The sequence below is a fragment of the Peribacillus acanthi genome, assembly GCF_003073175.1.
In the GTDB taxonomy this organism is placed as follows: Bacteria; Bacillota; Bacilli; order Bacillales; family DSM-1321; genus Bacillus_BN; species Bacillus_BN acanthi.
In genome coordinates, this window is sequence record NZ_QBBX01000003.1 from 29,251 (window position 1) to 52,674 (window position 23,424).

The following is a 23,424-nucleotide window of genomic DNA, read 5'->3' on the forward strand; positions in this document are numbered from 1 at the left end:
ATCCTGGCGAAGAGAAACTTGCGGAAGCATATAAGGAATTACATAAATATCTTTCTGCAGACGACTGGACGAATGCAAGAAAAGTCTATGACACATACCAGAAAGAATTTGACTTATATTTTAAAAAAGCAAAAGTTGATATTGAAAAAGGGTTTGAAAAGAAAGATTCAGAACTCGTTCTTAGAAGCTATCAAGCAGCCTTGAGACTAAATGTTGAGCGGCGCCTTCATTTTGCTCAGGAACAGTTTGAGGATTACGGCCAAGCTAAACTCCTACTGGCTAAGGCAAGAGGGACATTTACAGTCTTGGATCCAATCCTTGCGGAAAATAAGGACCAAGAATCGGTAGATGCAATTTATAAAGCTTTTGATGATGCGTTGAAAGCACTTGGTAACCCTGGGCTATTTGGGATTGGAAGTAAGAATAACGATAAAGATGCCTTTGACAATAATGTAGCCTTTATCAACAGTGAGCTGGCACCAGCGTTTCCGATTGTTTCGGAAGTAGAAAAAGATAAAAGTCATTTGACAGAAGAGAATTTAAACTTTTTGAATCAAGGGGATGAAGAAGGTAATTCATCGTTTTGGCTATGGTTTTCTATCATACTTATTGTAGGTTTCTTGCTAATTATCGCCAGCAATAAATTAAGGAAAAAGAAATAGATGTAAAAGGTAGTTAGGGGGAGTATTGAGAGATGGACTTTCAGGCATTTTTGATTACATTGCGCGAATCTCTTGAGGCTATATTGATTGTAGGTTTGATTTTAAGTTATTTGACAAGAATGAGCGCAGATAAATATAAAAAATGGGTCTACTTAGGTGTTCTACTCGCATTGATTAGTAGCTTTCTTGTTGCTCTTGTCTTCCAAGTAGTTTTCACTGGCTTTGCAAGCTTTGGATCAGAAGTGTATTTGAAGGTTTCCATTATGTTTGCCTCCGTTTTTCTTTTGACTCATATGGTTCATTGGATGAAAAAGCAATCTAAAGATGTGACAGGCGAGATGCAAAAGAAAATTCAGGCTGCTTTAACAGCAGGAAGTGTATCAGCCATGATTATCCACTCATATTTAATCGTGGTTCGTGAAGGAGTGGAAACTGTATTTTTCTTTGCTGCAATTAGTGGCGGAGACGTTACGAAGGTATTTACTAGCTACGGTGCCCTAAGTGGATTATTACTAGCATTGATGATTGGTTATCTTTTCTTCTCAGGTACGATGAAGATTTCATTGAAGGCTTTCTTCAATATTACCGGACTACTTATTATGTTCATTGCTGCCGGACTTTTAGTACAAGGGATAGGAATCCTACAAGATTTAGGATTAATGGGATCCATGTACACTACAGCTGAAGGAAAACCGGCAGAAGTGTATAATATTGTACACATCCTTCCAGAACACTACGCCGATGAGTTACATTATCAAAGGGATACTGGTGATGATGTCCTTATATCAGGTCAAGTTGGATTGTTCATGGCAGCTATGTTTGGATATAGTCACAATCCAACCATCGAACAAATTTTAGGATATTGGGGTTACTTCGGATTCGTCTTTTTCTGGATGTGGTTAATCAAGCATGACAAATTGACTTTATCCTTCCGTAAACGGATTGGAAACCTTAATTCGAAACCTAATTAACAGGCATACAAAAGACCCGCTTCATATTGGAGCGAGTCTTTTATTTTACTTGCGAGGTTTTCTTTCATTGGCAATAATGGCCTTATAGTAACTGATTCATTTATGAATGAATAATCATTACTTTTAAATTTTTTCCATAAAAAGGTTCGAGTTAAATAGGGAGTGGAACGAGTGTTTAACACCGCTAGAAGGTTTTTTTTACCTATGAGTCGATTTAAAAACATCATTATTTCTGTTTTTTCTTGCCTCATTCTTTTATATATCACTTCTTTGAAATTTGTTTATGCGTACAAATATGCTGCTACGTGGGATATGGTGGATTTTGCCCTTGGAGTTGTCCAGTTTGACTTGCTGCAAATGCAACCTCATTTTCCAGGGTACCCGTATTTTATTTTAGGTGGAATGCTATTTTCAAATTTTGCTGAAACACCTCAACTTGCACTAAGTTATTTCAACAGTTTCTTGATGTTATCAACCATTATTCCGATTTATTTGTTTGCCAGGGAATATTTATCAAAAGAAAATAGCCTCCTTTTGACAGCGTTCGTCCATTCGATTAGTTACTTAATAATTATGGGTGTCCAGCCCATGTCTGAAGGTGCTGCAGTCGCAGTACTTGCATGGTATATATGGAGTCTGAAACTCGCAATCAAAAAAAATAGGTTTTCTATAAGGCTATTGCCCCTTTTCCTTTTTAGTGTCCTCCTCGGTATTCGATTTTCGTACCTACTATTGGGTGTAGGAATTTTGTTTATGTGGTGGAACACCATAAAGAGCGCCAAGGGAGGATGGATAACAGTTATAAAAGAATCAGTGATCGCAGTTGTCTTCCAGTTTCTTTGGGTATCTGCTTTAGCTTCCAATGTTGGAGGGTGGGAAACCTTCATTCAGATTGCCAATGGCTTTTCAGATGGGCATTTTAATGAATGGGGTGGGACAAGCTTTTCAGAAAATACCTCTACACTAAGCAGGGGAATGACATTACTCTTTACAAATGTTTTTTGGACGGGTTTATTTTCAAAATCCTATTTTCTGATGGTCATTGGAGGTTTCATCCTTGTTTATCTTGGTTTTCAGATTATTTTTAACAGGAAACTTTTTTTGCACCCTATGCTTCTAATAATGATGGCTGCATATTTCCTATGGGCGTGGTTTGGCCAGAATATCGACAAACCAAGGCATATTTTACCTTTGATATTGCTTGCATGTCTTTATATGGGAATATGGCTTCTGAAAAATAATAAGATCAGTATTACAATGATATTTATCGTTTTCCTACTTGCCCAAGTATTCATAGGAGTCAATTTACTTAAAGAGCAATATCAACAAACACCTGCAGTTTATCAGTTGGCTAATGACTTGTCTGTCGCCGACAATCCCTTTATTCTATATACATGGGAAGAAACAAGAGTATTTGAGTATATCAAGAGTCCATTTGAGCATAAAAGAATTCTCACCTATACTCAATTTTTAGAGGACATAACATATGCAAAGAATAAACAGATTTATATAACAAACAGAGTGAAAGAAGGATTTATAGCACAAGGTGCTGTTGAGAATGATTTTGTGAAAGTAAAAAGCTTTCATTCGAATCCTTTATTTGATCCTGTATATGCTTCCATAGAACTTTATGAATGGAAGGGGGAAACTGTAAATGAACGCAAGAATTAAAGATAAGCTAGCCATCCTACCTGACCAACCGGGCTGTTATTTGATGAAGGATCGTCAAGGAACCATTATTTATGTGGGAAAAGCAAAAATATTGAAGAACCGTGTACGATCATATTTTACAGGTTCCCATGATGGAAAGACGTTCCGGCTCGTGAATGAAATTGAGGATTTTGAGTACATCGTTACCTCTTCTGATATGGAAGCACTGATTCTTGAGTTGAATTTAATCAAAAAGCATAATCCAAAATATAATGTCATGCTGAAGGATGATAAGACCTATCCGTTCATCCATTTGACGAATGAACGTCACCCAAGACTGATCACGACGAGGAAGGTCAAAAAAGGCAAAGGAAAGTACTTTGGTCCTTATCCCAATGTTTTTGCGGCCAATGAAACGAAGAAGCTACTCGACCGAATTTATCCACTTCGGAAATGTAATACGCTTCCGGATCGTGTTTGTTTATACTACCATCTTGATCAATGTCTGGCTCCTTGCATCAAGGAAGTAACTGAACAGCAATATAAGCAAATAGTTGAAGATATCACCAAATTCCTTGGCGGTGGGTACAAGGAAATCAAGGAAGATTTATTGGTCAAAATGCATGCTGCCGCGGAAGTGCTCGATTTTGAAAGAGCGAAGGAGTATCGTGATCGAATAGCTCATATCGAAGTAACGATGGAAAAACAAAAAATGACGATGACCGACTTTACAGATCGCGATGTATTTGGCTATGCTGTCGATAAAGGATGGATGTGTGTACAAGTTTTCTTCATTAGACAGGGAAAACTGATTGAAAGGGACGTCTCGATGTTTCCCATCTACGATGAAGCGGAATACGAGTTCCTTACCTTCCTCGGACAGTTTTATGAAATGTCGAATCACTTTAAACCAAAGGAAATCCTTCTACCAGAGACAGTGGACGCAGAAATGGCCGAAGCGTTATTACAAGTGAAAACCCATTATCCAAAGCGGGGCCAAAAGAAGGATTTATTGAAGCTTGCCATCAAAAATGCAAATATTGCTCTCCAAGAGAAATTTTCATTGATTGACAGGGATGAAGAACGAACAATTAAGGCTGTGGAGAATCTAGGAGAAAAACTAGGGATTTATACGCCACATCGCATTGAAGCTTTCGACAATTCCAATATTCAAGGGACCGACCCAGTTTCAGCAATGGTCGTGTTTATAGATGGGAAAGCAGAGAAAAGAGAATACAGAAAGTACAAAATCAAATCGGTAAAAGGCCCTGATGATTATGAATCCATGCGTGAAGTTGTTAGAAGAAGATACTCTAGGGTTTTAAAGGAAGGACTTCCTCTCCCAGATTTAATTATCATCGATGGAGGAAAAGGGCATATCGAAGCTGTCCGAGATGTTCTTGAAAACGAACTAGGACTTGATATTCCATTATCGGGACTAGTGAAAGATGAAAAGCATCGCACATCTGAATTATTGATTGGAAACCCACTAGAAGTGGTATCCTTGGATAAACGGAGCCAAGAATTTTATTTATTACAACGAATTCAAGATGAAGTGCATAGATTCGCGATAACGTTCCATAGGCAACTACGCGGTAAAAATGCCATTTCCTCCAAGCTGGATGAAATACCTGGAGTTGGGGAGAAACGTAGAAAATTACTATTAAAACATTTCGGGTCTATTAAAAAAATGAAAGAAGCCGAAATAGAGGAGTTTATTAAAATCGGAATTCCAAAGCCTCTTGCAGAAGAAATCCGTCGAACTCTTTCAGAAGGATAAATACAAAATTCATTGCGGAGTACAAAAACGCGTGATATAATGTTTCGTAATTGAATAATAAAATTACTTTACAAGTTAAAGTGATGATAGAGGTGCGAGTTTCAATAGTAATGCCTGGAGAAGGATGAGCTTCAACGAAGGGTTATGAAAGGGGAAATCGCCGAAGTAAAGCAAACTCATATTTTGCTTGTACTGGTTCAGTATTGAATATTTACTGGATTGTCAAGAATGTTGTTCTTGGAGAGCTATCTCACTGTGTACTGCGTATTTTTGCGTATTCACAGCAATGAGATCTCTCATTGCTGTTTTTTGCGTTTTCTGGACAAAAAAGATAAAGGTGGAGAAATCTGTGGGACTAATCGTTCAAAAGTTTGGTGGAACATCAGTTGGGAATGTAGATCGAATCCGTAATGTAGCCAAAAGAGTACAGGCTGAAAAAAATGCAGGAAATGACGTAGTGGTAGTCGTTTCGGCAATGGGAAAAACTACAGACGTGTTAGTAGACATGGCTCGGGAGATATCAGCGTTCCCTAACAAAAGGGAAATGGATATGCTTCTAACTACGGGTGAACAAGTGACAATCTCTTTATTGGCAATGGCCCTTCACGATATTGGCATTGATGCAATTTCATATACTGGATGGCAAGCTGGGATGAAAACAGAGAGTGTTTTTGGAAATGCAAGAATCATAGATATTGAAAAAGAGAGAGTTCAAGAACAACTAGCCCTTGGGAAAGTCGTGGTAGTGGCCGGTTTCCAAGGAATTACAGTTGAAGGCGAGATTACGACCTTAGGTCGAGGTGGATCTGACACAACCGCTGTTGCACTAGCTGCCATCCTTAAGGCAGACCGTTGCGACATCTATACTGATGTAACCGGGGTATTTACAACCGATCCAAGGTGTGTTTCGACTGCTAGGAAGTTATTAAGCGTATCGTATGATGAAATGTTAGAACTGGCCAATCTAGGTGCAGGTGTCTTGCATCCAAGAGCCGTTGAATTTGCAAAAAATTATTCTGTACCATTAGAGGTACGTTCAAGTATGGTCATGGAACAAGGAACGAGAATTGAGGAGGAAGCTACAATGGAACAAAATTTGGTTGTCAGAGGGATTGCATTTGAAGACGGAATTACTAGAATCACATTAATTGGATTACCGCATATCGTAGGGACACTTTCTAGCATCTTTACATTACTCGCAAAGAATCATATCAATGTGGATATCATTATTCAAAGTGCAACATCAGCTGGACAGATGAATCTAAGCTTCTCTATCAAGTCAGATGATTTGAAGGATACTATTGATGTACTGACAGCGAATAAGGAACAGTTGCAGTATGAGTCTATTGAAACAGAGAGCGGTCTAGCAAAAGTATCTATCGTAGGTTCTGGAATGGTTTCAAATCCAGGGGTTGCAGCAGAGATGTTCGACGTACTTGCCAATAATGGAATCGGCATTAAGATGGTAAGTACTTCGGAAATTAAAGTCTCTACTGTCGTTGAATTCGAAAAGATGGTAAAAGCTGTAGAATGTTTACATGAAGCATTTCAATTAAGTGAAACGACAGATGTGAAAGCATAATCGAGGTGAAAAGGTCTTTCGAGATGTGATTACCAATACCTCAACAAAAGGATAAGTGATCAAAAATAAAGGCTGAATCCAAATTGGATTCAGCCTATCATTTTAACCCATTTTTTTATTCAAGTATGTCTTTACTATCCCATTGTACGGTGAAAAGAACTTTATTAAGCTTTTTTTTCTTTTCTTCTAATGTTTCAGTCATACGTTTTTTTTGCATTTCAATTTGTTGGGCTAGGAATCCAGCCTCTAATTGAAAATGGCAGTCATCATTTAATTCGAATCTACGTGCTAATACCTCGCCAGAAAGTTCTAGTTCCAGTCCATGCTTTGTTTCTTTCTTCAGTGTGAGAGCTCCCCAGCCAGCATGGGTAAAGAAATTTAATATTTCGTTAAAGTCATCTACAGGGAATTTTCTTGCCAGTTGCTTTCCTGCCCAGTAAAGGATCTGAGGGCCTTCTTTGCCGAGGATTTCCTGCAAAACGAATTCGCGTAATATTTCTTGTCCAAAGACGGGCACGTAAGGTTCGGTGGATGTTGTTATAATTTCACTTTTTTCTTCAAGCAGTTCTTTTTCCATGAACTTCCCCTCTTTTCTATTCCATATTATAAAGGAAGCCTAGTTTGGTTTCTACAACAATTGGAAAGAAAAAAGTGACAACTTTCATCCAATTAATTTATTTTTCTGGCATTATTTATGTATCCGTTTTCTTGACGCTTCATTTTTAGAGGAGTAAAATGTTTATGTCATATTATTGTTAGAAAATGTAGAAATATGAAGAATTAAATTTTAGAAGTTTTGTATTTTTTTCATGTATTAATGGTTTGTTTAACATTATACTGGTATCGGCTATAACTATCTTCAATATAGTATTAGCAACATTTTTCTGCAATGTGAGCGATTAACGGGGGTTATGAGGTCACTGCTTAAAACATTTTAATTAATTAAGGGGGGTACAAAATGGCTGGAAATCGTGAGTTTGCTAACCGCAGACTACATTCTTTACTGGGAGTTATTCCAGTTGGGGTATTCTTGATACAGCATTTGGTTGTCAATCATTTTGCAACAAGAGGGGCAGAGGCTTTTAACAAAGCAGCTCATTTCATGGAAATGTTGCCTTTTCGGGAATTATTGGAGATTTTCATTATCTTCTTGCCGTTGCTTTATCATGCAATTTATGGGATTTATATTGCTTTCACTGCAAAAAACAATGTGGGTAGATTCGGTTTCTTTAGAAACTGGATGTTCTTGTTACAACGTGTAACAGGAATAATTACGTTGATCTTCCTTGCATGGCACGTTTGGGAAACTAGAATTCAAGCTGCTTTCGGTGCGGAAGTTAATTTCCAAATGATGGAGGAAATCTTAAGCAATCCATTCATGCTTTGGTTCTACATCATTGGTGTTCTTTCTGCAATTTTCCACTTTGCAAATGGATTATGGTCATTCGCTGTAAGCTGGGGATTAACTATTACTCCACGTGCACAATTAATTTCTACTTATGTGACTTTAGGTATCTTTGTTGCATTATCTATCGTTGGATTAAGAGCGATTTTTGCTTTCGTATAAGAATTATTGATTCATAGCAGGCAGAAAATTTTCTGCACACGTGTTAGGAAAAAGGGAGTGAATTAAGTTGAGTAAAGGTAAAATCATCGTAGTTGGTGGTGGTCTAGCTGGCCTAATGGCAACCATTAAAGCTGCGGAAGCTGGACAACCAGTAGATCTATTCTCTCTTGTACCTGTTAAGCGCTCACACTCTGTATGTGCACAAGGTGGGATTAACGGTGCGGTTAATACAAAGGGTGAAGGAGATTCGCCTTGGGAACACTTTGACGATTCAGTATATGGTGGAGATTTCTTAGCAAATCAACCACCAGTAAAAGCAATGTGTGAAGCTGCACCTGCAATTATCCATATGCTTGACCGTATGGGGGTAATGTTCAACCGTACACCTGAAGGTTTATTAGATTTCCGTCGCTTTGGTGGAACACAGCATCACCGTACAGCATTCGCGGGTGCTACTACAGGACAACAATTGTTGTATGCTTTAGATGAGCAAGTTCGTCGTTACGAAGTTAGCGGTCTTGTAACGAAATACGAAGGCTGGGAGTTCTTAGGTGCGGTTCTTGATGACGCAGGAGTATGTCGCGGAATCACTGCACAAAACCTATCATCCATGGAAATCAAGGCTTTCCCTGGTGACGCTGTAATTATGGCGACTGGTGGTCCTGGAATTATCTTCGGTAAGTCTACAAACTCAGTTATTAACACTGGTTCAGCGGCTTCAATCGTATTCCAACAAGGTGCATATTATGCAAACGGTGAATTCATTCAAATCCATCCAACTGCTATACCAGGAGACGATAAGCTTCGTTTAATGAGTGAATCGGCTCGTGGTGAGGGTGGACGTGTATGGACATATAAAGATGGTAAGCCTTGGTATTTCTTGGAAGAAAAATATCCTGCTTATGGAAACCTTGTACCTCGTGATATCGCAACACGTGAAATCTTCGATGTGTGCGTTAACCAAAAGCTTGGTATCAATGGTGAAAACATGGTATACCTTGATCTTTCTCATAAAGATCCTAAAGAGCTTGATATCAAACTTGGTGGTATCATTGAAATCTATGAAAAGTTCATGGGTGATGATCCACGTAAAGTTCCAATGAAAATTTTCCCTGCTGTCCATTATTCAATGGGTGGACTATGGGTTGATTATGATCAAATGACGAATATCCCTGGATTATTTGCTGCGGGTGAATGTGATTATTCACAGCATGGTGCAAACCGTTTAGGAGCTAACTCCTTACTTTCTGCAATTTTTGGCGGAATGGTTGCAGGACCAAACGCAACGAAATATATCAAAGGTTTAGAGAAGTCAGTTGACTCCCTTTCTTCTGATATTTTCGATAAGCATGTTCAAGAAGAACAAGCTAAATGGGACCGTATCATGTCATTAAATGGTACAGAAAATGCTTATATCATTCATAAAGAGCTTGGAGAATGGATGACAGATAACGTAACGGTTGTTCGTCACAACGACAAGCTAAAACAAACAGATGAGAAAATTCAAGAGCTTATTGAGCGTTGGGAAAATATCAACATCAATGATACTGCAAAATGGAGTAACCAAGGTGCTTCATTTACACGTCAGCTAATGAACATGCTTCAATTGGCACGTGTTATCACATTAGGTGCTTTGAACCGTGATGAAAGCCGTGGAGCTCACTACAAGCCAGAATTCCCAGAACGTAACGATGAAGAATTCATGAAAACGACTATGGCGAAATTCACAGGTCTGAAATCCGCTCCTGCATTCCATTATGAGGATATTGATGTATCGTTAATTCCACCTCGTAAGCGTGACTATACGAAAAAGAAAGCGGGGGAGAACTAAATCATGGCTGAGCACAAAACAGTTCGTTTTATCATTTCTCGTCAAGATACACCAGAATCTGCCCCTTATACTGAAGAATTTGAAATTCCATACCGCCCTAATATGAATGTTATTTCGGCGCTGATGGAGCTTCGCCGTAATCCTGTAAACGTTAAAGGGGAAACTACTACACCTATTACTTGGGACATGAACTGTCTTGAAGAGGTTTGTGGGGCTTGTTCTATGGTGATCAATGGAAAGCCACGACAATCTTGTACGGCTTTGGTGGATCAACTTGAGCAACCAATCCGTCTTGAGCCAATGCGTACTTTCCCAGTAGTTCGTGACCTTCAAGTTGACCGTAGTAGAATGTTTGATTCGTTGAAAAAGGTTAAGGCATGGATCCCGATTGATGGAACTTATGATCTTGGTCCAGGACCACGTATGCCAGAACGAAAGCGCCAATGGGCATATGAACTTTCTAAGTGTATGACTTGTGGTGTATGTTTGGAAGCTTGTCCGAACGTTAACAGTGGGTCTAACTTCATCGGTCCCGCTCCACTTTCACAAGTTCGTCTTTTCAACGCGCATCCTACTGGTGAAATGAACAAACCAGAAAGATTAAACGCAATCATGGGTGATGGTGGACTTGCTAACTGTGGTAACTCACAGAACTGCGTACAATCATGTCCGAAAGGAATTCCTTTGACTACATCGATTGCTGCACTAAACCGCGACACTACAATCCAATCATTCAGAAACTTCTTCGGAAGCGACGAAGCATAATAGAAAAGGGTGTCCCAAAAGGTATAAACTATTGGGACACCCTCTTTCTTTTTTAGGATAGCATGTAATAATCGCCCATTGTTTACGTTCCAGGCGCTTCGTTTTCCACGGGGCTGACGCTTAGCCTCCCTTGCCGCCGTTGGCGTCTACGGGGTCTCAGCTGTCCAGCTGAGACCGCAGGAGACTTCGCGCCAGCCACTTCAATCAACTCAGAATGCTAAATTCATTTTTTCACAAAATAAAAAAAGGCGACCCTCAGGTTGAATTTAATCAACCTTTTGAGTCAATCTCTATTTAAAGTTTAAACTTAGAGATAAAATCAAAAAATTGCATTCCCTCTGTATGTTGATACTTTGTAACTAAGTAACTTTTGGCAATTGGTAACGGAAAATCATGCATGTGAACTTCCATTAAGCGTCCTTCCATTAATTCTCTTCGAACTGTCGATTCTGGCAAGAATGACACACCTAGCCCCTCTTCAATAAACCTTTTAGTAACATGCACTTGGGAGACGATCATCGTTTGAAGATCGGAAAATTTAATCGACAATTTTTTAAGCAGGTCATCCCAATATTCTGGATGATTATGCGTCAAAATTCTATTTGAGGATAGAAGGAATTCAACATCAATAGGTGGGCTGGATTCAGGATCCATTCCATCATTTGCAGAAACTAATAGAACTGGATCATCATAAAGAGGGGCGCAGGTGACGCTTTGATGAAAAACTTCCATTCTTGATAAACCACAATCCACCTCTCCCGATAGAACTGCTGAAAGAATACCTTTTGATTCTATAACTTGAATATCAAGCTTGATAGTTGGGTTTTCCTTTATATATTGTTGAAGAATATATGGCATAATGGAAGCAGCAATCAAGGGAGAAATAGCCAAAGTTAACTTTCTTTGCACTCCTTGCTTAAAAAGTTTTAAATCTTCTATGCTCTCCTCGAAATTTTCTAATAGAATATTAGCTTTTGGTAAGAACCTTCTACCTTCCTCTGTTAATAATACATTTCTTCCATTTCGATCAAAGAGAGACACATCCAAATATTCTTCTAAAAGTTTTATATGTACTGTAACCGAAGGCTGAGATATAAAAAGTTCTTCAGAGGCTTGCCTAAAATTCTCGTATTTTGCTGCGATGACAAATGTTCTTAGCCATTTTAAATCCATATTCTCCTCCTCTGATTAAAAATATTAATTAAAAAATGAAAATATATTTAATTTTTATTAATGATTGTATCACGTACACTAGTAGTATCAAAGGGGGATGGTCTATATGTTTCAAAAAGGTTTAAAGGGAGTCATTGCTGCAGAAACTTCGTTAAGCTATATCGATGGAGAACAAGGGTATCTCTTATATCGGGGAAGAGAAGCAAAAGAATTAGCTTTGAAATATAGTTTTGAAGCAGTAGCCTATTTTTTATGGAATGGTAGGTTTCCTTCCCGATATGAGGAAGATGTTATACAAAAACAAATGCAAAGAGCAAGAATTTTACCAGAGTACGCGATACGACTAATAGAGTCTCTACCACTTAACATAGGAATTATGGAAACAGTAAGGACGGTACTATCTTCATTAGGAACAGAAGATTATGACTGGAAACCATCTATGGATCAAGCCATCAAAATGGTGGCCATAATGCCAACTATAATTGCCTACCGCTATCGAGTGATGAATGGGTTACCCGTTGTGGCACCTAATGGGAATCTTAGTCATGTGGAAAATTTCTTATATATGCTTTATGGTGAACGTCCTTCGCAAGCGAATTTGAAAGCGTTGGAATCCTATATGGTTCTAACGATGGAACATGGTATGAATGCGTCCACTTTCACGGCGAGGGTCATTGCCTCAACGGAATCAGATATGGTTTCTGCCATTGTGGGTGCACTTGGGGCTATGAAGGGCCCGTTACATGGCGGCGCACCTACTGGTATCATTAAGATGTTAGATGAAATAAAAGAGAAACCTTTTGCTGAAAAATGGATCCGTGAAAAGCTGGAAAATCAAGAAAAAATTATGGGGTTTGGACATAGGATATACAGGTCACGAGATCCGCGGGCAGTGGCATTGCAACAAGTAGTAAGTTCCATACAAGGAAATAATCATTGGCTAGACTTGGCTAGTCATGTGGAGAAAACTGCGATACATCTATTAGAGGAATATAAGCCAGGAAGAAGGCTCTATACGAACGTTGAATTCTATGCAGCGGCAGTTATGAAATCGATTCAAATGCATCCTGACCTATTTACTCCTACGTTTTCTGCAAGTCGAACGGTTGGCTGGACGGCGCATGTATTAGAGCAGGCAGAGGACAATACGATTTTCCGTCCTGAAGCACGATACAAGGGTCCCATATTAGCTGAATAATAGAAAGTAATGGATGGATTAAGTATTGGAATACTTGGTCCATCTATTTTTATTTTATGAGTTAATAGTCCTAATTACGTAAAAACATCCCAGTAAATAAGTCTAGTTTTTAAAGCGTTTACAGAAATAACCCCATAAATTTACAAAGAGTTTACGAATTAATGTTATAGTTATTCCGAATTTTGTAATAAATTGTTGTAAATTGTATTTCCCAGGAAACCAAACACAAAAAGGAGGAAACTATTAATGAATTTTATTAAGAGGAGATTCATGGTTTTAACTGCTTCATTCGTGCTTTTACTTACCACTTTATTGCCTTATTCAATCCATACTGTGAATGCTGATGAGACCATGAGTGTGAAGGAAGCAATAGCATTAGGCAGTGGTATTGCTACAGTGGAAGGATATATCATTGGACATGCAGTGACAACAGGGTCATATAATTATTCAGCACCCTTTTCGAATGATTATAACTTTATCATTGCTGATGATCCCACTGAGACAGATAAGACCAAAATGATGCCTGTTCAGCTACCTTCGTCATTAAGGGCAGAATTTGGTTTACAAACGAATCCAGACATTATTGGAGAAAGTGTTCAAGTGACTGCATCAATCGTGAATTACTTCTCTGTTCTTGGTTTAAAGGATACTACAGCCATCCATTTTACGAATGATGCTGGAACTCCATCTGAGCCTCCGGCAACTGAAGGTCCAAAAATCTTTGAACTGCAAGGAGAAAGCCATACGTCACCTTATCAAGGAAAGACGGTTGAGGGAGTAAAAGGAATTGTTACACACGTAGTTGATAGCAATAATTTCTTCATCCAAGATCAACATGGTGATGGAAAACAAGAGACTTCTGATGCGATTATGGTCTACAAAAAAGCCCATGGAGTACAAAAAGGCGATGTTGTCTTTGTTGATGGTTCCGTAAAAGAGTGGGTATTGGACGGATATCCAGAGAAATTGGAAACGGATTTGCCGATGACTGAAATCAATGCTACTTCAGTATCCGTTGTCTTAAAGAGTCAACCATTACCTCTACCTGTAATTTTAGGTAAGGACCGTTTAATCCCTAGCCAAGTAATTGACAACGATTCTTTTTCTATTTTTGATGTAAACGAAGATGCAATTGATTTTTATGAAAGCCTAGAGGGAATGGTGGTAGGGCTAGAGAGTCCTTCCATTGTAGGACCTCAAAAATATGGAGAAGTACCAGTAGTTGTTTCAAGAGATGAAAATAAACTCTATACAAATTTAGGTGCTCCTTTGCTAACTGAGAATAATTCCAACCCTGAAAGAATTCATTTATTAATCAATAAAGATTTTGTGGCAAAGACAGGAGACCGATTTGACGGAATCGTCAAAGGTGTTATGAGTTATTCATTCAGTAATTACAAACTTTTAGTTGATACAACTAGCATGCCTTCACTTACTGTAAAAGACATTGAAAAAGATAGATTAAATTTTGAAAAAATTGATAGTAAATTAACTATCGCATCATACAATGTGGAAAACTTTTCTGCAAAAACTCCAGATGAGAAAGTGGAGAAAATTGCAAATTCATTGATTAATGAATTAAAGTCTCCTGATATCATTGGGTTAATTGAAGTGCAAGATAGCAATGGTGAAACAGACGATGGATTGACAGATGCTACACAAAGTTTTGAGAAGTTAGTAAATAAAGTTAGCGAGCTAGGTGGACCTGTTTATGCATTTACCGATATTGCGCCTGAAGATAAGCGTGACGGTGGTGCACCTGGTGGGAATATAAGGGTTGGGTATTTGTATAATCCTGAACGTGTAAGTTTAAAAGAAGCGTCGAAGGGTACTGCAAATGAGGCGGTCAAATATGAAAATGGTAGTCTTACCCTAAATCCAGGACGAATCGACCCTCAAAATCCTTTGTTCGAGGATACAAGAAAATCATTAGCAGCAGAATTTGAATTCCAAGGTGAGGACGTTATCGTCATTACGAATCATTTGAATTCTAAAGGTGGGGATTTACCGTTGTTTGGTAAAGTTCAACCACCTATACTAGGGAGCGAAGAAAAAAGAATCGAGCTTGCTAAAGTTATCAATGGATTTGTAGATTCCATTATTTCACAAGACCCAAAAGCAAACGTAGTGGTTTTAGGAGATCAGAATGATTTTGAATTTACTACGGCCTTAAAAACACTGGAAGGCGATGTTTTGCAAAACCTAATATACAAACTACCTGTACAAGAGCGATATACGTATAACTATCAAGGAAATGCACAAGCCTTGGATCATATGCTGGTCTCAAAGAATTTATATGAGAAAACGGAATTCGAGATATTAAATATCAATTCTCCTTTTATGAATATTCACGGGCGTGCGAGCGATCATGATCCATTGATTGCTCAGTTGGATCTGACGAACACACATGCAGTAAAGAATTGCCCAGATCAAGCTTCTAATAATGGAAAACATAAAGGACATGATAAGAAACCAAAAGATCCAAAAGGGAAGGCTTGTGGTCATCCGAAAGCTTCATAAGTTATCTAAAAAGAGCATGGCTTTGAGCCATGCTCTTTTTAAATACTAAATGATCATATCATAATACTTTTCATAATGTTCTAAATATAATAAAATTGAATGAATAACCATTCATTAAATAGGAGGAAACAAGATGAGTCGAATATCATATATTGAAAATCTAAGGGAGTGGGAAGGTACGTTTTCTTTTTTCTACCCAATAAAAGTACGGTTTTCCGAAACAGATATGTTTGGGCATTTAAATAATACTGTCCCATTTACATATTATGAGATGGCGAGAATCGAATTTTTCAAAGCCCTTGGTTTTATGCAGGACTGGGTAAAGCCAAATAATGAAACAATTCCTGTAGTCGCAGATCTTCAATGTGACTTTCTTCAGCAAGTATTTTTTGATGAGAACTTACAAATCTATGTCAAGGCTAACCAGGTAGGAAATTCTTCTGTTGATGTCCACTACATGGGGAAACGAGAAAATGGACAGATTTGCTTTACCGGAAGAGGATCGATGGTACAAATCTCAAAATTAACTGGAAAGTCCGTTGCATGGACAGAAGAAATGAAAGAATTGCTTCTCAAAAGCGGGCCAAATCAGCTTTGTAAATAATTAAGTCATCTATCATGGAAAATAGTCACTTCCTTCTCCTCTTTCACATACTATATGATGACTAAATTTATACCCATTCCTAGGTTACAGCTGGTGAAGGCAAGGAGGGTTACAATACTTGAAGGAGAACGAATTCACTCATAAGCCATTACTCACCAAAAGAGAAAAAGAAGTGTTCGAGCTGTTGGTGCAGGATAAGACTACAAAAGAAATTGCAGGAGAATTATTCATTAGTGAAAAGACAGTACGGAACCATATCTCGAACGCAATGCAAAAGCTTGGAGTTAAAGGACGTTCACAAGCAGTAGTAGAGCTCCTTCGGATGGGAGAGCTTCATTTGTAAGTGAAGGTAAAGGGATAGGCTTATGTCTATTTCGTGTAAGCAGTGATACATGCTTAGAAAGCAGTTAGATGAAACGGCAGAAAAGGAAACGCTTTCCTACTGCTGCTTTTTCTAGCTGCTTATTTTCATTATGAATTACGGGATTTCCTCATAAAACTCCATTGTAATAAAAGTGACATGTATTACACCTTGAAATTTAAACAGATATAAGTGAAAATAATACATATGTAAGTAGACAGGGAGTTGTATTAATGGAATTAGAAAAATTGGAAACAGACCAATTAGTTGCTGATATCGAAAAAGAACTACGTTATATATCCTCAATTATTAAGCAAAAAGGAAGAGAAATCCTTAGCAATTATACCATTACCCCTCCACAGTTCATCGCATTGCAATGGCTTTTGGAAGATGGTGATATGACGATTGGGGAACTTTCCAATAAAATGTTTCTAGCATGTAGCACCACTACCGATTTAGTAGATAGAATGGAAAAAAATCGACTAGTGATGCGTGTCAAGGATGAGAATGATCGAAGAGTGGTTAGAATCCATTTACTTGAAGAGGGTAAACATATCATCGACGACGTAATCCAGAAAAGACAACTTTATTTGAGAGATATATTGAAAGATTTTTCTAATCTTGAAGTCCATACTCTTCAAAGCAGTTTAAAGAAATTACATCATGAAATGAAGGAAGATTGAGGCGAGACGTTTGAAACAACCGATTGGAATCATTGATTCGGGAGTTGGCGGTTTGACCGTCGCTAAAGAGGTAATGAGGCAATTACCACATGAAAGTATTATGTATCTCGGTGATACGGCTCGATGCCCATATGGACCGAGGACAGTAGAAGAAGTAAAACAATTCACATGGGAAATGACGCAATTTCTCCTGAAAAAACAAATCAAAATGCTGATTATTGCTTGTAATACGGCTACAGCTGCCGTCTTGGAAGAAATTAAGGCTGAATTGGATATTCCTGTACTTGGGGTTATTCACCCTGGAGCACGTGCAGCACTTAAACATACCAAAAATCTAAATATTGGTGTGATAGGTACTGTAGGAACTGTGAAAAGCGGAGCGTATTTATCTGCATTACAATCCATTAATGAAGATGTGAATGTAACGAGTTTGGCTTGTCCAAAATTTGTTCCACTTGTTGAGAGTGAAGAGATTAACAGTGCAATAGCCAAAAAAGTAGTAGCGGAAACGTTACGACCTTTAAAAGGGAAAAAACTAGATACGCTGATTTTAGGTTGTACACATTACCCTCTATTAGGTAAATTGATAAGTAATTTCATGGGACAAGATGTTAAGGTCATATCTTCCGGTGATGAAACGGCTCGCGAAACGAGTGTAATACTACAGCATAATGGTATCCAAAATAATCAAAAAGTTAAACCAGAGCATGTGTTTTATACGACGGGATCTAAAGATATATTTGGTCGTATTGCATCTTCTTGGTTAGAACGCCCTATACAAAATGTCCAAACAATCAAATTAGGTAACAAGGAATGACCCTTATTTTTAGGGTTGTTTTTTTTGTTTAGATCCTTCTACGATTTTATCTACATACTTTATTTTCATATGTGTTCTATTTTTTGGCAGGGCTCGTATAAATAGTAGTACAAACTGTAGTAGGAGGGATCGCAATGTCCAAAAAAAGAAATGTGACAATCGCGACAACAATTTTAGCATCTTCAGTATTGCTTGGTGGATGTGGTTTATTAGGTGGGGAAAAAAAGAAAGAGATTGATCCTCCTAAAGAAGTGACTTACGTTGAAGGAGCGGACAAACTAGAAGGGAATTCTACAGAATCTCAAGGTAAAGCAGAAGCAGAACAAAAAACAGTCATGACCGAACTTTACCTAATTGATAAAAATGGATTTGTAGTCCCTCAAAGTGTCGCACTTCCAGGTAAAGAAGGTATAGCCAAACAAGCATTAGAATATTTAGTAGAAAACGGTCCAGTTTCTAATATTCTACCAAATGGTTTTAGAGCAGTGTTGCCTGCTGATACCGAAGTGGATGTGAACATCAATAAGGAGGGCGTAGCTGTTGTAGACTTTTCACCAGAGTTTGCCACATATAAGGCAGAAGATGAGTTGAAAATTCTGCAATCCATCACTTGGACTTTAACTCAATTCGATTCTGTCAAATCTGTTAAAATGCGTATTAATGGCCATGAAATCAATGAAATGCCTGTTAATCAAACGCCAATCACCGATTCTGTATCAAGGGAAAATGGAATTAATTTAGATACGACGAGTGTTGTTGACATCACCAATACTAAGCCTGTTACGATTTATTATATTGGTGGTGAAGAAGGTAATTATTATTATGTACCTGTAACAAAACGTATCAGCGAAAATGGTTCTGACCCTGTTACAGCTGTTGTCGATGAATTGACAAAAGCTCCGAACTTCGCTTCTCATTTGTTAACAGAATTCATGCCAGACGTTGAATTAGTTGAAGCGCCAAAAGTAGCGGATGGTAAGGTGACGTTAAACTTCAACGAATCGATCTATGGTGGGTTTGAGGAGAAAACAATTTCTCAAAGCTTATTGACTGCTTTAGTCCTGACTTTAACCGAGCAGGAAGGCATTGAGAGTGTAGAAGTATTGGTCAATGGCAAGGCTGAACTGAAAAATACAGAAGGAAAGCCTTTGAATGAACCAGTAGTTCGCCCTGAAAAAGTCAATACAGGTAGTTTTTAAAAATGAAACTTTGATATACTATATAGTATTAAGAAAAGAGGTTGGCAATTTTGCCGCCTCTTATTTATTTGAAGGAGGATGAATAAATAAATGCGCTTTGATGGCCGCAATCATCATGAATTAAGACCGATACATATAGAAACCAATTATGTTAAACATCCAGCTGGATCTGTATTAATTAGTGTGGGCGATACAAAGGTAATTTGTACAGCTTCTATTGAGGAAAGAGTCCCGCCATTCATGAGAGGGGAAGGGAAAGGCTGGGTAACTGCAGAATACTCCATGCTCCCAGGAGCAACAGAGCAAAGAAATATCCGTGAAGCAGCAAAGGGTAAAATTACAGGTCGTACGATGGAGATTCAACGTTTGATTGGAAGAGCGCTTCGAGCGGTTGTTGATCTAGAAGCAATGGGTGAACGTACTCTTTGGGTGGATTGTGATGTTATACAAGCGGACGGAGGAACAAGGACAGCATCCATTACTGGTGCTTTTGTAGCTATGGCGCTTGCTTTTGATAAAATTCATATAGAGAAGAAATTAGCTTCTTTCCCAATAAAAAGCTTTTTAGCTGCAACAAGTGTTGGGTTGCTTAATGATTATGGTGCAGTTCTTGATTTAAATTACGTAGAGGATTCAGCGGCTTTAGTCGATATGAATGTCGTAATGACAGGTAATGGCGAGTTTGTGGAGCTTCAAGGTACTGGTGAGGAAGCTACTTTTACATATGACCAGCTACAAGAAATGTTAAGTCTTGCAAAAGGTGGATTAGAATCGATTTTTGCAATTCAAGCAGAAGCTTTAGGCGAAATTGCAGAAAAAATTGGTGCGAAATAAGGGGAATGTCTTGTGAAAACCATTTTAATTGCTACGAAGAATAGAGGAAAAGCAAAAGAGTTTGATGAAATATTTAAGCCAATGGGCTACCAAGTCTTGACACTTTTAGATATGACCGAGGATCTTGATGTAGAAGAAACAGGAATAACTTTCGAAGAAAATGCGATACTTAAAGCAGAAACCATATCAAAATACTTTGGAATTCCCGTTTTAGCCGATGATTCTGGTTTAATCATTGATGCTTTGGAAGGTCGTCCAGGAGTTTTTTCTGCACGCTATGCGGGACCTGAAAAGGATGATTTGGCTAATATGGATAAGGTCCTATCAGAAATGAAAGGAATTAAAGGAAACGATCGTACTGCTAGATTCCATTGTTCCTTGGCTTTAGCCTTACCCGATCGAAAAACAATCACAACTTTTGGGACTGTAGAAGGATACATAGCAGAAGAACCAGCTGGTACAAATGGTTTTGGTTACGATCCTATTTTCTACGTTCCAACTTATGACAAAACAATGGCACAATTGACTTCAGAGGAAAAGAACAACATCAGTCATCGTCACAATGCTATTCAGAAACTAAAAAGAATTATGAACGAACTCTTCAATAGGGACGATCATGTTCTATGAAAATTCTAATTGTAAGTGATAGTCATGGGCAAACTGAAATTCTAGAATCTCTCAAAAAACGACACCAAGATGAAGTGCAAGCAATGGTCCATTGTGGTGATAGTGAGTTATCTAGTGAAGATTCAGCATTGTCTGGGTTTAAAGTCGTCAAAGGGAATTGTGATTTTGGAGGTACATTCCCTGAAGAACTGACATTTAGTCAAAGCGGCTATACCTTCTATGTAGCTCATGGCCATAAGCATAATGTAAAAATGACGTTGATGAATTTGATGTATCGTGCAGAAGAGGTAGCAGCTAACATAGTCTGTTTTGGACATTCCCACTTGGCAGGCAGCGAAATGATCGATGGTAAGCTCTACATTAATCCTGGTAGCATCAACCTTCCTAGAGGTAGAAAAGAAAAGACATATGCCATTCTTGAAATGGAAGGAACTATTGCAAACGTTCATTTTTACGATGAAGAAGGAAATGTTCAAAAACAACTATCCACTACTTACCATTTCTCATAATATGTTGTATAATAAGCGAGGAGATAAAAAATATCTCCTCGCAAAAGTTTTTTCTCGAAAATATATTGACTTTACAAAGTTATGTCACTATAATAAGAAATGTCCTTAATAAATAGTACATAATTTTTTGAGAAATATTTTTAATAATTATGTCCTGGTAGCTCAGCAGGATAGAGCAACGGCCTTCTAAGCCGTCGGTCGGGGGTTCGAATCCCTCCCAGGACGCCATTTACTGTACATACAACGTCATGACTTTAGTCATGGCGTTTTTTGTATTTAAAATTGTTTAATAATGGGACGGAAGATTATAATCTTGTTCTAAAAACGTGAAAAAACCCGTATTAAAATGATCTTCATTCTAATACGGGTTTTTCTAAATTAATGGATTGAGTAAACATAATTTTGGTCTAAGCTTTTATCACTTTTACATAGATTTTTGTTCAACGGCAACATTGGTTTGATAGAATTTTTTACCTATATAGGTTTGCAAAATCAAAAATAGTCCACCAACTGTCCAATATAAGGGTAATGCTGCTGGTGCAGAAAAGGAAAATATGGTCATCATAATAGGAGAAAGCAAGCCCATGATAGCCATCTGTTTTCTTTGTTCCTCCGGTATGTTTCCTAATGAAACTCGAAATTGAAAGAGGTACACCAAACCTGCAATGAACGGAAGGATAAAATCTGTATGTCCTAAATTAAACCAAAGGAAGTTATGGCTAGCAATTTCAGGTGTCATACGAATGGCATAATAAAACCCCATGAGAATAGGCATTTGTAGTAATACAGGAAGACATCCTCCCATTGCCGCAAGAGGATTTATATTATGCTTTTTGTATACAGCCATTAAATCTGCTTGATATTTTGCTTTATCTTCTGCTGTGCTTGCCTTTTTTAATTTTTCCTGAACCTCAGAAAGCTCTGGTTGCACATCCTTCATTTTCTCTTTCATCAACACTTGGCTTTTCGTTTGTCGAAGCATGAAAGGCATGAGTAATAGTCGAATGAGTAATGTGACAAGAATAATGGATAAGCCATAATTCCCCTCAAACCAATTGGCAATTGTTTTCAAAATTACTGAGAAAGAATAAACGAAATAATGGTTGAAGAATCCAGGAGTGGATGCTTCAATTGTCGTGGTTGATGCCTGCTGGCACCCAGTCAAGACGATTAGTAAAAGTGTAATATATAGTAACGGTAATCCTTTTTTCTTTTTAATTTGCTCCATAATAATCCTCCTTGAATAGTTAGAACTGAGTTCGGTTCAAAAAGGATTTTGGAGTCTTCGTCATCCACGCTCTCTTTATTTCTGACTAGCAGGGCAAACCATTGAAGAATGGATTGTGCTTGCGGAAAAAGAATTTGGTTCTCAGCGACCTTTTCCATTTCATCAGTATGAGTGCTTATCTTAAAAGGGCTATTTTTCGTGTTTAAATACTCTACTAGAAAATAGAATAGCCCAATCGTGGCAGTAGTTTTAAGGAATATGCTTGCAAAGAAAAGATAAGGTCCTATTTCATGCCATTCTAAAAATTCAATCATGGACTATCCCCCTTTCTAATATAAGAACACTGCTTTTACATTATATACGAAACTACATCCATGCAAGTTTCTTTTTGGTAGTTGGAAAAAAATAAAATTAGAAAAAAATTTATTTCGGATAAATATTGACCCTATCATAATGAAAGCGGATACAATTATTTTGATTAATCAAAATAATCAAATAATTCATAAAATAGCTATTGACGCTCCATTTAATAAGGCGTAATATAATCCACTAATAAGACATTTAAAGGTTTTTTGAGAAAAATTTAAAAGGTGAAATGGCTGGTCTAACGGCCATGTTTTATCCATAGACTTTAATTATTTAAAGCTGTATTAATTTATCTCGCTAATAATAAAAAGTGAATAGAGGAAAGCGACGAAGAGGAAAAGTAGTCATTTGGAACAATCTTTACAGAGAGCCGAGGGTGCTGAGAACCGGCATGATCCCATATGATGAACTCACCTCTGAGCTTCAGTCTGAAAGTTGAGTAGGACTGAACGAGTGCATACCGGCACTCGTTATCAAAACTAGGAACTATCATTTAG

The 23,424-nt window shown here is 37.9% G+C and carries 22 protein-coding genes, 1 tRNA gene, 1 riboswitch and 1 other annotated feature (1 of these 25 only partly in view); of the genes, 19 read left to right on the plus strand and 4 right to left on the minus strand.

Annotation, left to right across the window (positions count from 1 at the left end; translation table 11 throughout):
* The 5 genes from DBX25_RS03400 to DBX25_RS03425 all read left to right on the plus strand — a co-directional run.
* A partial coding sequence (locus DBX25_RS03400) for a hypothetical protein (protein WP_205685171.1) occupies window positions 1–662 on the plus strand: 662 nt, incomplete at its 5' end.
* Between the two features lie 32 nt (window positions 663–694).
* Window positions 695–1,633, plus strand: coding sequence for an FTR1 family iron permease (locus DBX25_RS03405; protein ID WP_108669379.1), 939 nt, complete (start codon window positions 695–697; stop codon window positions 1,631–1,633).
* 204 nt (window positions 1,634–1,837) lie between these two features.
* The gene (locus DBX25_RS03415; RefSeq protein WP_108669381.1) at window positions 1,838–3,304 is read left to right on the plus strand and encodes a nucleoporin-interacting protein; all 1,467 of its coding nucleotides are present in this window, start codon (window positions 1,838–1,840) and stop codon (window positions 3,302–3,304) included.
* Window positions 3,288–5,063 (plus strand): excinuclease ABC subunit UvrC, encoded by a 1,776-nt coding sequence (gene uvrC, locus DBX25_RS03420; RefSeq protein ID WP_108669382.1) that lies wholly within the window; start codon window positions 3,288–3,290, stop codon window positions 5,061–5,063. Before DBX25_RS03415 ends, uvrC begins: the two co-directional genes overlap by 17 nt.
* A gap of 79 nt (window positions 5,064–5,142) precedes the next feature.
* A riboswitch (Lysine riboswitch) is annotated at window positions 5,143–5,319 on the plus strand.
* 93 nt (window positions 5,320–5,412) lie between these two features.
* Window positions 5,413–6,645: an aspartate kinase gene (locus DBX25_RS03425; RefSeq protein ID WP_108669383.1), complete on the plus strand. Its 1,233-nt coding sequence runs from the start codon at window positions 5,413–5,415 to the stop codon at window positions 6,643–6,645.
* A gap of 115 nt (window positions 6,646–6,760) precedes the next feature.
* Here the strand turns inward: DBX25_RS03425 and DBX25_RS03430 are convergent, their stop codons facing one another.
* Window positions 6,761–7,222 carry a YslB family protein gene (locus DBX25_RS03430; protein WP_108669384.1) on the minus strand — a complete coding sequence of 154 codons (462 nt, stop codon included), beginning with the start codon at window positions 7,220–7,222 and terminating at the stop codon, window positions 6,761–6,763.
* Window positions 7,223–7,603: 381 nt separating this feature from the next.
* On the opposite strand from DBX25_RS03430, the gene DBX25_RS03435 reads away from it, so the two are divergent.
* From DBX25_RS03435 to sdhB, 3 genes are all read left to right on the plus strand, one after another.
* A complete protein-coding gene (locus DBX25_RS03435) occupies window positions 7,604–8,212 on the plus strand; it encodes a succinate dehydrogenase cytochrome b558 subunit (protein WP_108669385.1) in 609 nt (202 codons plus the stop codon).
* Between the two features lie 67 nt (window positions 8,213–8,279).
* On the plus strand, window positions 8,280–10,043 hold the full coding sequence (gene sdhA / locus DBX25_RS03440; RefSeq protein WP_108669386.1) for a succinate dehydrogenase flavoprotein subunit: 1,764 nt from the start codon (window positions 8,280–8,282) through the stop codon (window positions 10,041–10,043).
* A gap of 3 nt (window positions 10,044–10,046) precedes the next feature.
* On the plus strand, window positions 10,047–10,808 hold the full coding sequence (gene sdhB / locus DBX25_RS03445) for a succinate dehydrogenase iron-sulfur subunit (protein ID WP_108669387.1): 762 nt from the start codon (window positions 10,047–10,049) through the stop codon (window positions 10,806–10,808).
* Window positions 10,809–11,102: 294 nt separating this feature from the next.
* Here sdhB and DBX25_RS03450 read toward each other — a convergent pair whose 3' ends face one another.
* Window positions 11,103–11,981, minus strand: a complete 879-nt coding sequence (locus DBX25_RS03450) for a LysR family transcriptional regulator (RefSeq protein WP_108669388.1) — start codon at window positions 11,979–11,981, stop codon at window positions 11,103–11,105.
* A 106-nt stretch (window positions 11,982–12,087) separates the two neighbouring features.
* Here DBX25_RS03450 and DBX25_RS03455 point away from each other — a divergent pair, with 106 nt between their 5' ends.
* The 11 genes from DBX25_RS03455 to DBX25_RS03505 all read left to right on the plus strand — a co-directional run bounded on the left by DBX25_RS03455 (window position 12,088) and on the right by DBX25_RS03505 (window position 21,561).
* Complete coding sequence (locus tag DBX25_RS03455) at window positions 12,088–13,179, plus strand: citrate synthase/methylcitrate synthase (RefSeq protein ID WP_108669389.1); 1,092 nt, start codon at window positions 12,088–12,090, stop codon at window positions 13,177–13,179.
* 246 nt (window positions 13,180–13,425) lie between these two features.
* Entirely contained in the window at window positions 13,426–15,699 is a 2,274-nt protein-coding gene (locus tag DBX25_RS03460; RefSeq protein ID WP_108669390.1) for a DUF6359 domain-containing protein, read from the plus strand.
* A gap of 133 nt (window positions 15,700–15,832) precedes the next feature.
* A complete protein-coding gene (locus DBX25_RS03465; RefSeq protein ID WP_108669391.1) occupies window positions 15,833–16,303 on the plus strand; it encodes an acyl-CoA thioesterase in 471 nt (156 codons plus the stop codon).
* 118 nt (window positions 16,304–16,421) lie between these two features.
* Complete coding sequence (locus DBX25_RS03470; RefSeq protein WP_042345475.1) at window positions 16,422–16,646, plus strand: helix-turn-helix domain-containing protein; 225 nt, start codon at window positions 16,422–16,424, stop codon at window positions 16,644–16,646.
* A 251-nt stretch (window positions 16,647–16,897) separates the two neighbouring features.
* The gene (locus DBX25_RS03475; RefSeq protein ID WP_108669392.1) at window positions 16,898–17,347 is read left to right on the plus strand and encodes a MarR family winged helix-turn-helix transcriptional regulator; all 450 of its coding nucleotides are present in this window, start codon (window positions 16,898–16,900) and stop codon (window positions 17,345–17,347) included.
* 10 nt (window positions 17,348–17,357) lie between these two features.
* On the plus strand, window positions 17,358–18,164 hold the full coding sequence (racE, locus tag DBX25_RS03480; RefSeq protein WP_108669393.1) for a glutamate racemase: 807 nt from the start codon (window positions 17,358–17,360) through the stop codon (window positions 18,162–18,164).
* Window positions 18,165–18,298: 134 nt separating this feature from the next.
* Window positions 18,299–19,363, plus strand: a complete 1,065-nt coding sequence (locus tag DBX25_RS03485) for a GerMN domain-containing protein (RefSeq protein ID WP_108669394.1) — start codon at window positions 18,299–18,301, stop codon at window positions 19,361–19,363.
* Window positions 19,364–19,453: 90 nt separating this feature from the next.
* Window positions 19,454–20,197 (plus strand): ribonuclease PH, encoded by a 744-nt coding sequence (gene rph, locus DBX25_RS03490; protein ID WP_108669395.1) that lies wholly within the window; start codon window positions 19,454–19,456, stop codon window positions 20,195–20,197.
* 12 nt (window positions 20,198–20,209) lie between these two features.
* Window positions 20,210–20,824, plus strand: a complete 615-nt coding sequence (locus DBX25_RS03495) for an XTP/dITP diphosphatase (RefSeq protein ID WP_108669396.1) — start codon at window positions 20,210–20,212, stop codon at window positions 20,822–20,824.
* Window positions 20,821–21,333 carry a metallophosphoesterase family protein gene (locus DBX25_RS03500; RefSeq protein WP_108669397.1) on the plus strand — a complete coding sequence of 171 codons (513 nt, stop codon included), beginning with the start codon at window positions 20,821–20,823 and terminating at the stop codon, window positions 21,331–21,333. The genes DBX25_RS03495 and DBX25_RS03500 overlap by 4 nt, the downstream gene beginning before the upstream one ends.
* Before the next feature lie 151 nt (window positions 21,334–21,484).
* Window positions 21,485–21,561 (plus strand) — tRNA-Arg (locus tag DBX25_RS03505).
* 196 nt (window positions 21,562–21,757) lie between these two features.
* On the opposite strand, the gene yidC is transcribed toward DBX25_RS03505, so the two are convergent.
* Both yidC and DBX25_RS03515 read right to left on the minus strand, forming a co-directional pair.
* Window positions 21,758–22,561, minus strand: a complete 804-nt coding sequence (gene yidC / locus DBX25_RS03510; protein WP_108669398.1) for a membrane protein insertase YidC — start codon at window positions 22,559–22,561, stop codon at window positions 21,758–21,760.
* A complete protein-coding gene (locus DBX25_RS03515; protein ID WP_108669399.1) occupies window positions 22,504–22,875 on the minus strand; it encodes a hypothetical protein in 372 nt (123 codons plus the stop codon). The genes yidC and DBX25_RS03515 overlap by 58 nt, the downstream gene beginning before the upstream one ends.
* A 370-nt stretch (window positions 22,876–23,245) precedes the next feature.
* Window positions 23,246–23,424, plus strand: a binding site (T-box leader) (it continues 80 nt past the right edge of the window).

Coding starts and splice junctions, on each gene's coding strand:
- DBX25_RS03405 (WP_108669379.1), top strand. CDS start 695: ATGGACTTTCAGGCATTTTTGATTACATTGCGCGAATCTCTTGAGGCT.
- DBX25_RS03415 (WP_108669381.1), top strand. CDS start 1,838: ATGAGTCGATTTAAAAACATCATTATTTCTGTTTTTTCTTGCCTCATT.
- uvrC (WP_108669382.1), top strand. CDS start 3,288: ATGAACGCAAGAATTAAAGATAAGCTAGCCATCCTACCTGACCAACCG.
- DBX25_RS03430 (WP_108669384.1), bottom strand. CDS start 7,222: ATGGAAAAAGAACTGCTTGAAGAAAAAAGTGAAATTATAACAACATCC.
- DBX25_RS03435 (WP_108669385.1), top strand. CDS start 7,604: ATGGCTGGAAATCGTGAGTTTGCTAACCGCAGACTACATTCTTTACTG.
- sdhB (WP_108669387.1), top strand. CDS start 10,047: ATGGCTGAGCACAAAACAGTTCGTTTTATCATTTCTCGTCAAGATACA.
- DBX25_RS03450 (WP_108669388.1), bottom strand. CDS start 11,981: ATGGATTTAAAATGGCTAAGAACATTTGTCATCGCAGCAAAATACGAG.
- DBX25_RS03455 (WP_108669389.1), top strand. CDS start 12,088: ATGTTTCAAAAAGGTTTAAAGGGAGTCATTGCTGCAGAAACTTCGTTA.
- DBX25_RS03460 (WP_108669390.1), top strand. CDS start 13,426: ATGAATTTTATTAAGAGGAGATTCATGGTTTTAACTGCTTCATTCGTG.
- DBX25_RS03465 (WP_108669391.1), top strand. CDS start 15,833: ATGAGTCGAATATCATATATTGAAAATCTAAGGGAGTGGGAAGGTACG.
- DBX25_RS03475 (WP_108669392.1), top strand. CDS start 16,898: ATGGAATTAGAAAAATTGGAAACAGACCAATTAGTTGCTGATATCGAA.
- DBX25_RS03485 (WP_108669394.1), top strand. CDS start 18,299: ATGTCCAAAAAAAGAAATGTGACAATCGCGACAACAATTTTAGCATCT.
- rph (WP_108669395.1), top strand. CDS start 19,454: ATGCGCTTTGATGGCCGCAATCATCATGAATTAAGACCGATACATATA.
- DBX25_RS03500 (WP_108669397.1), top strand. CDS start 20,821: ATGAAAATTCTAATTGTAAGTGATAGTCATGGGCAAACTGAAATTCTA.
- yidC (WP_108669398.1), bottom strand. CDS start 22,561: ATGGAGCAAATTAAAAAGAAAAAAGGATTACCGTTACTATATATTACA.
- DBX25_RS03515 (WP_108669399.1), bottom strand. CDS start 22,875: ATGATTGAATTTTTAGAATGGCATGAAATAGGACCTTATCTTTTCTTT.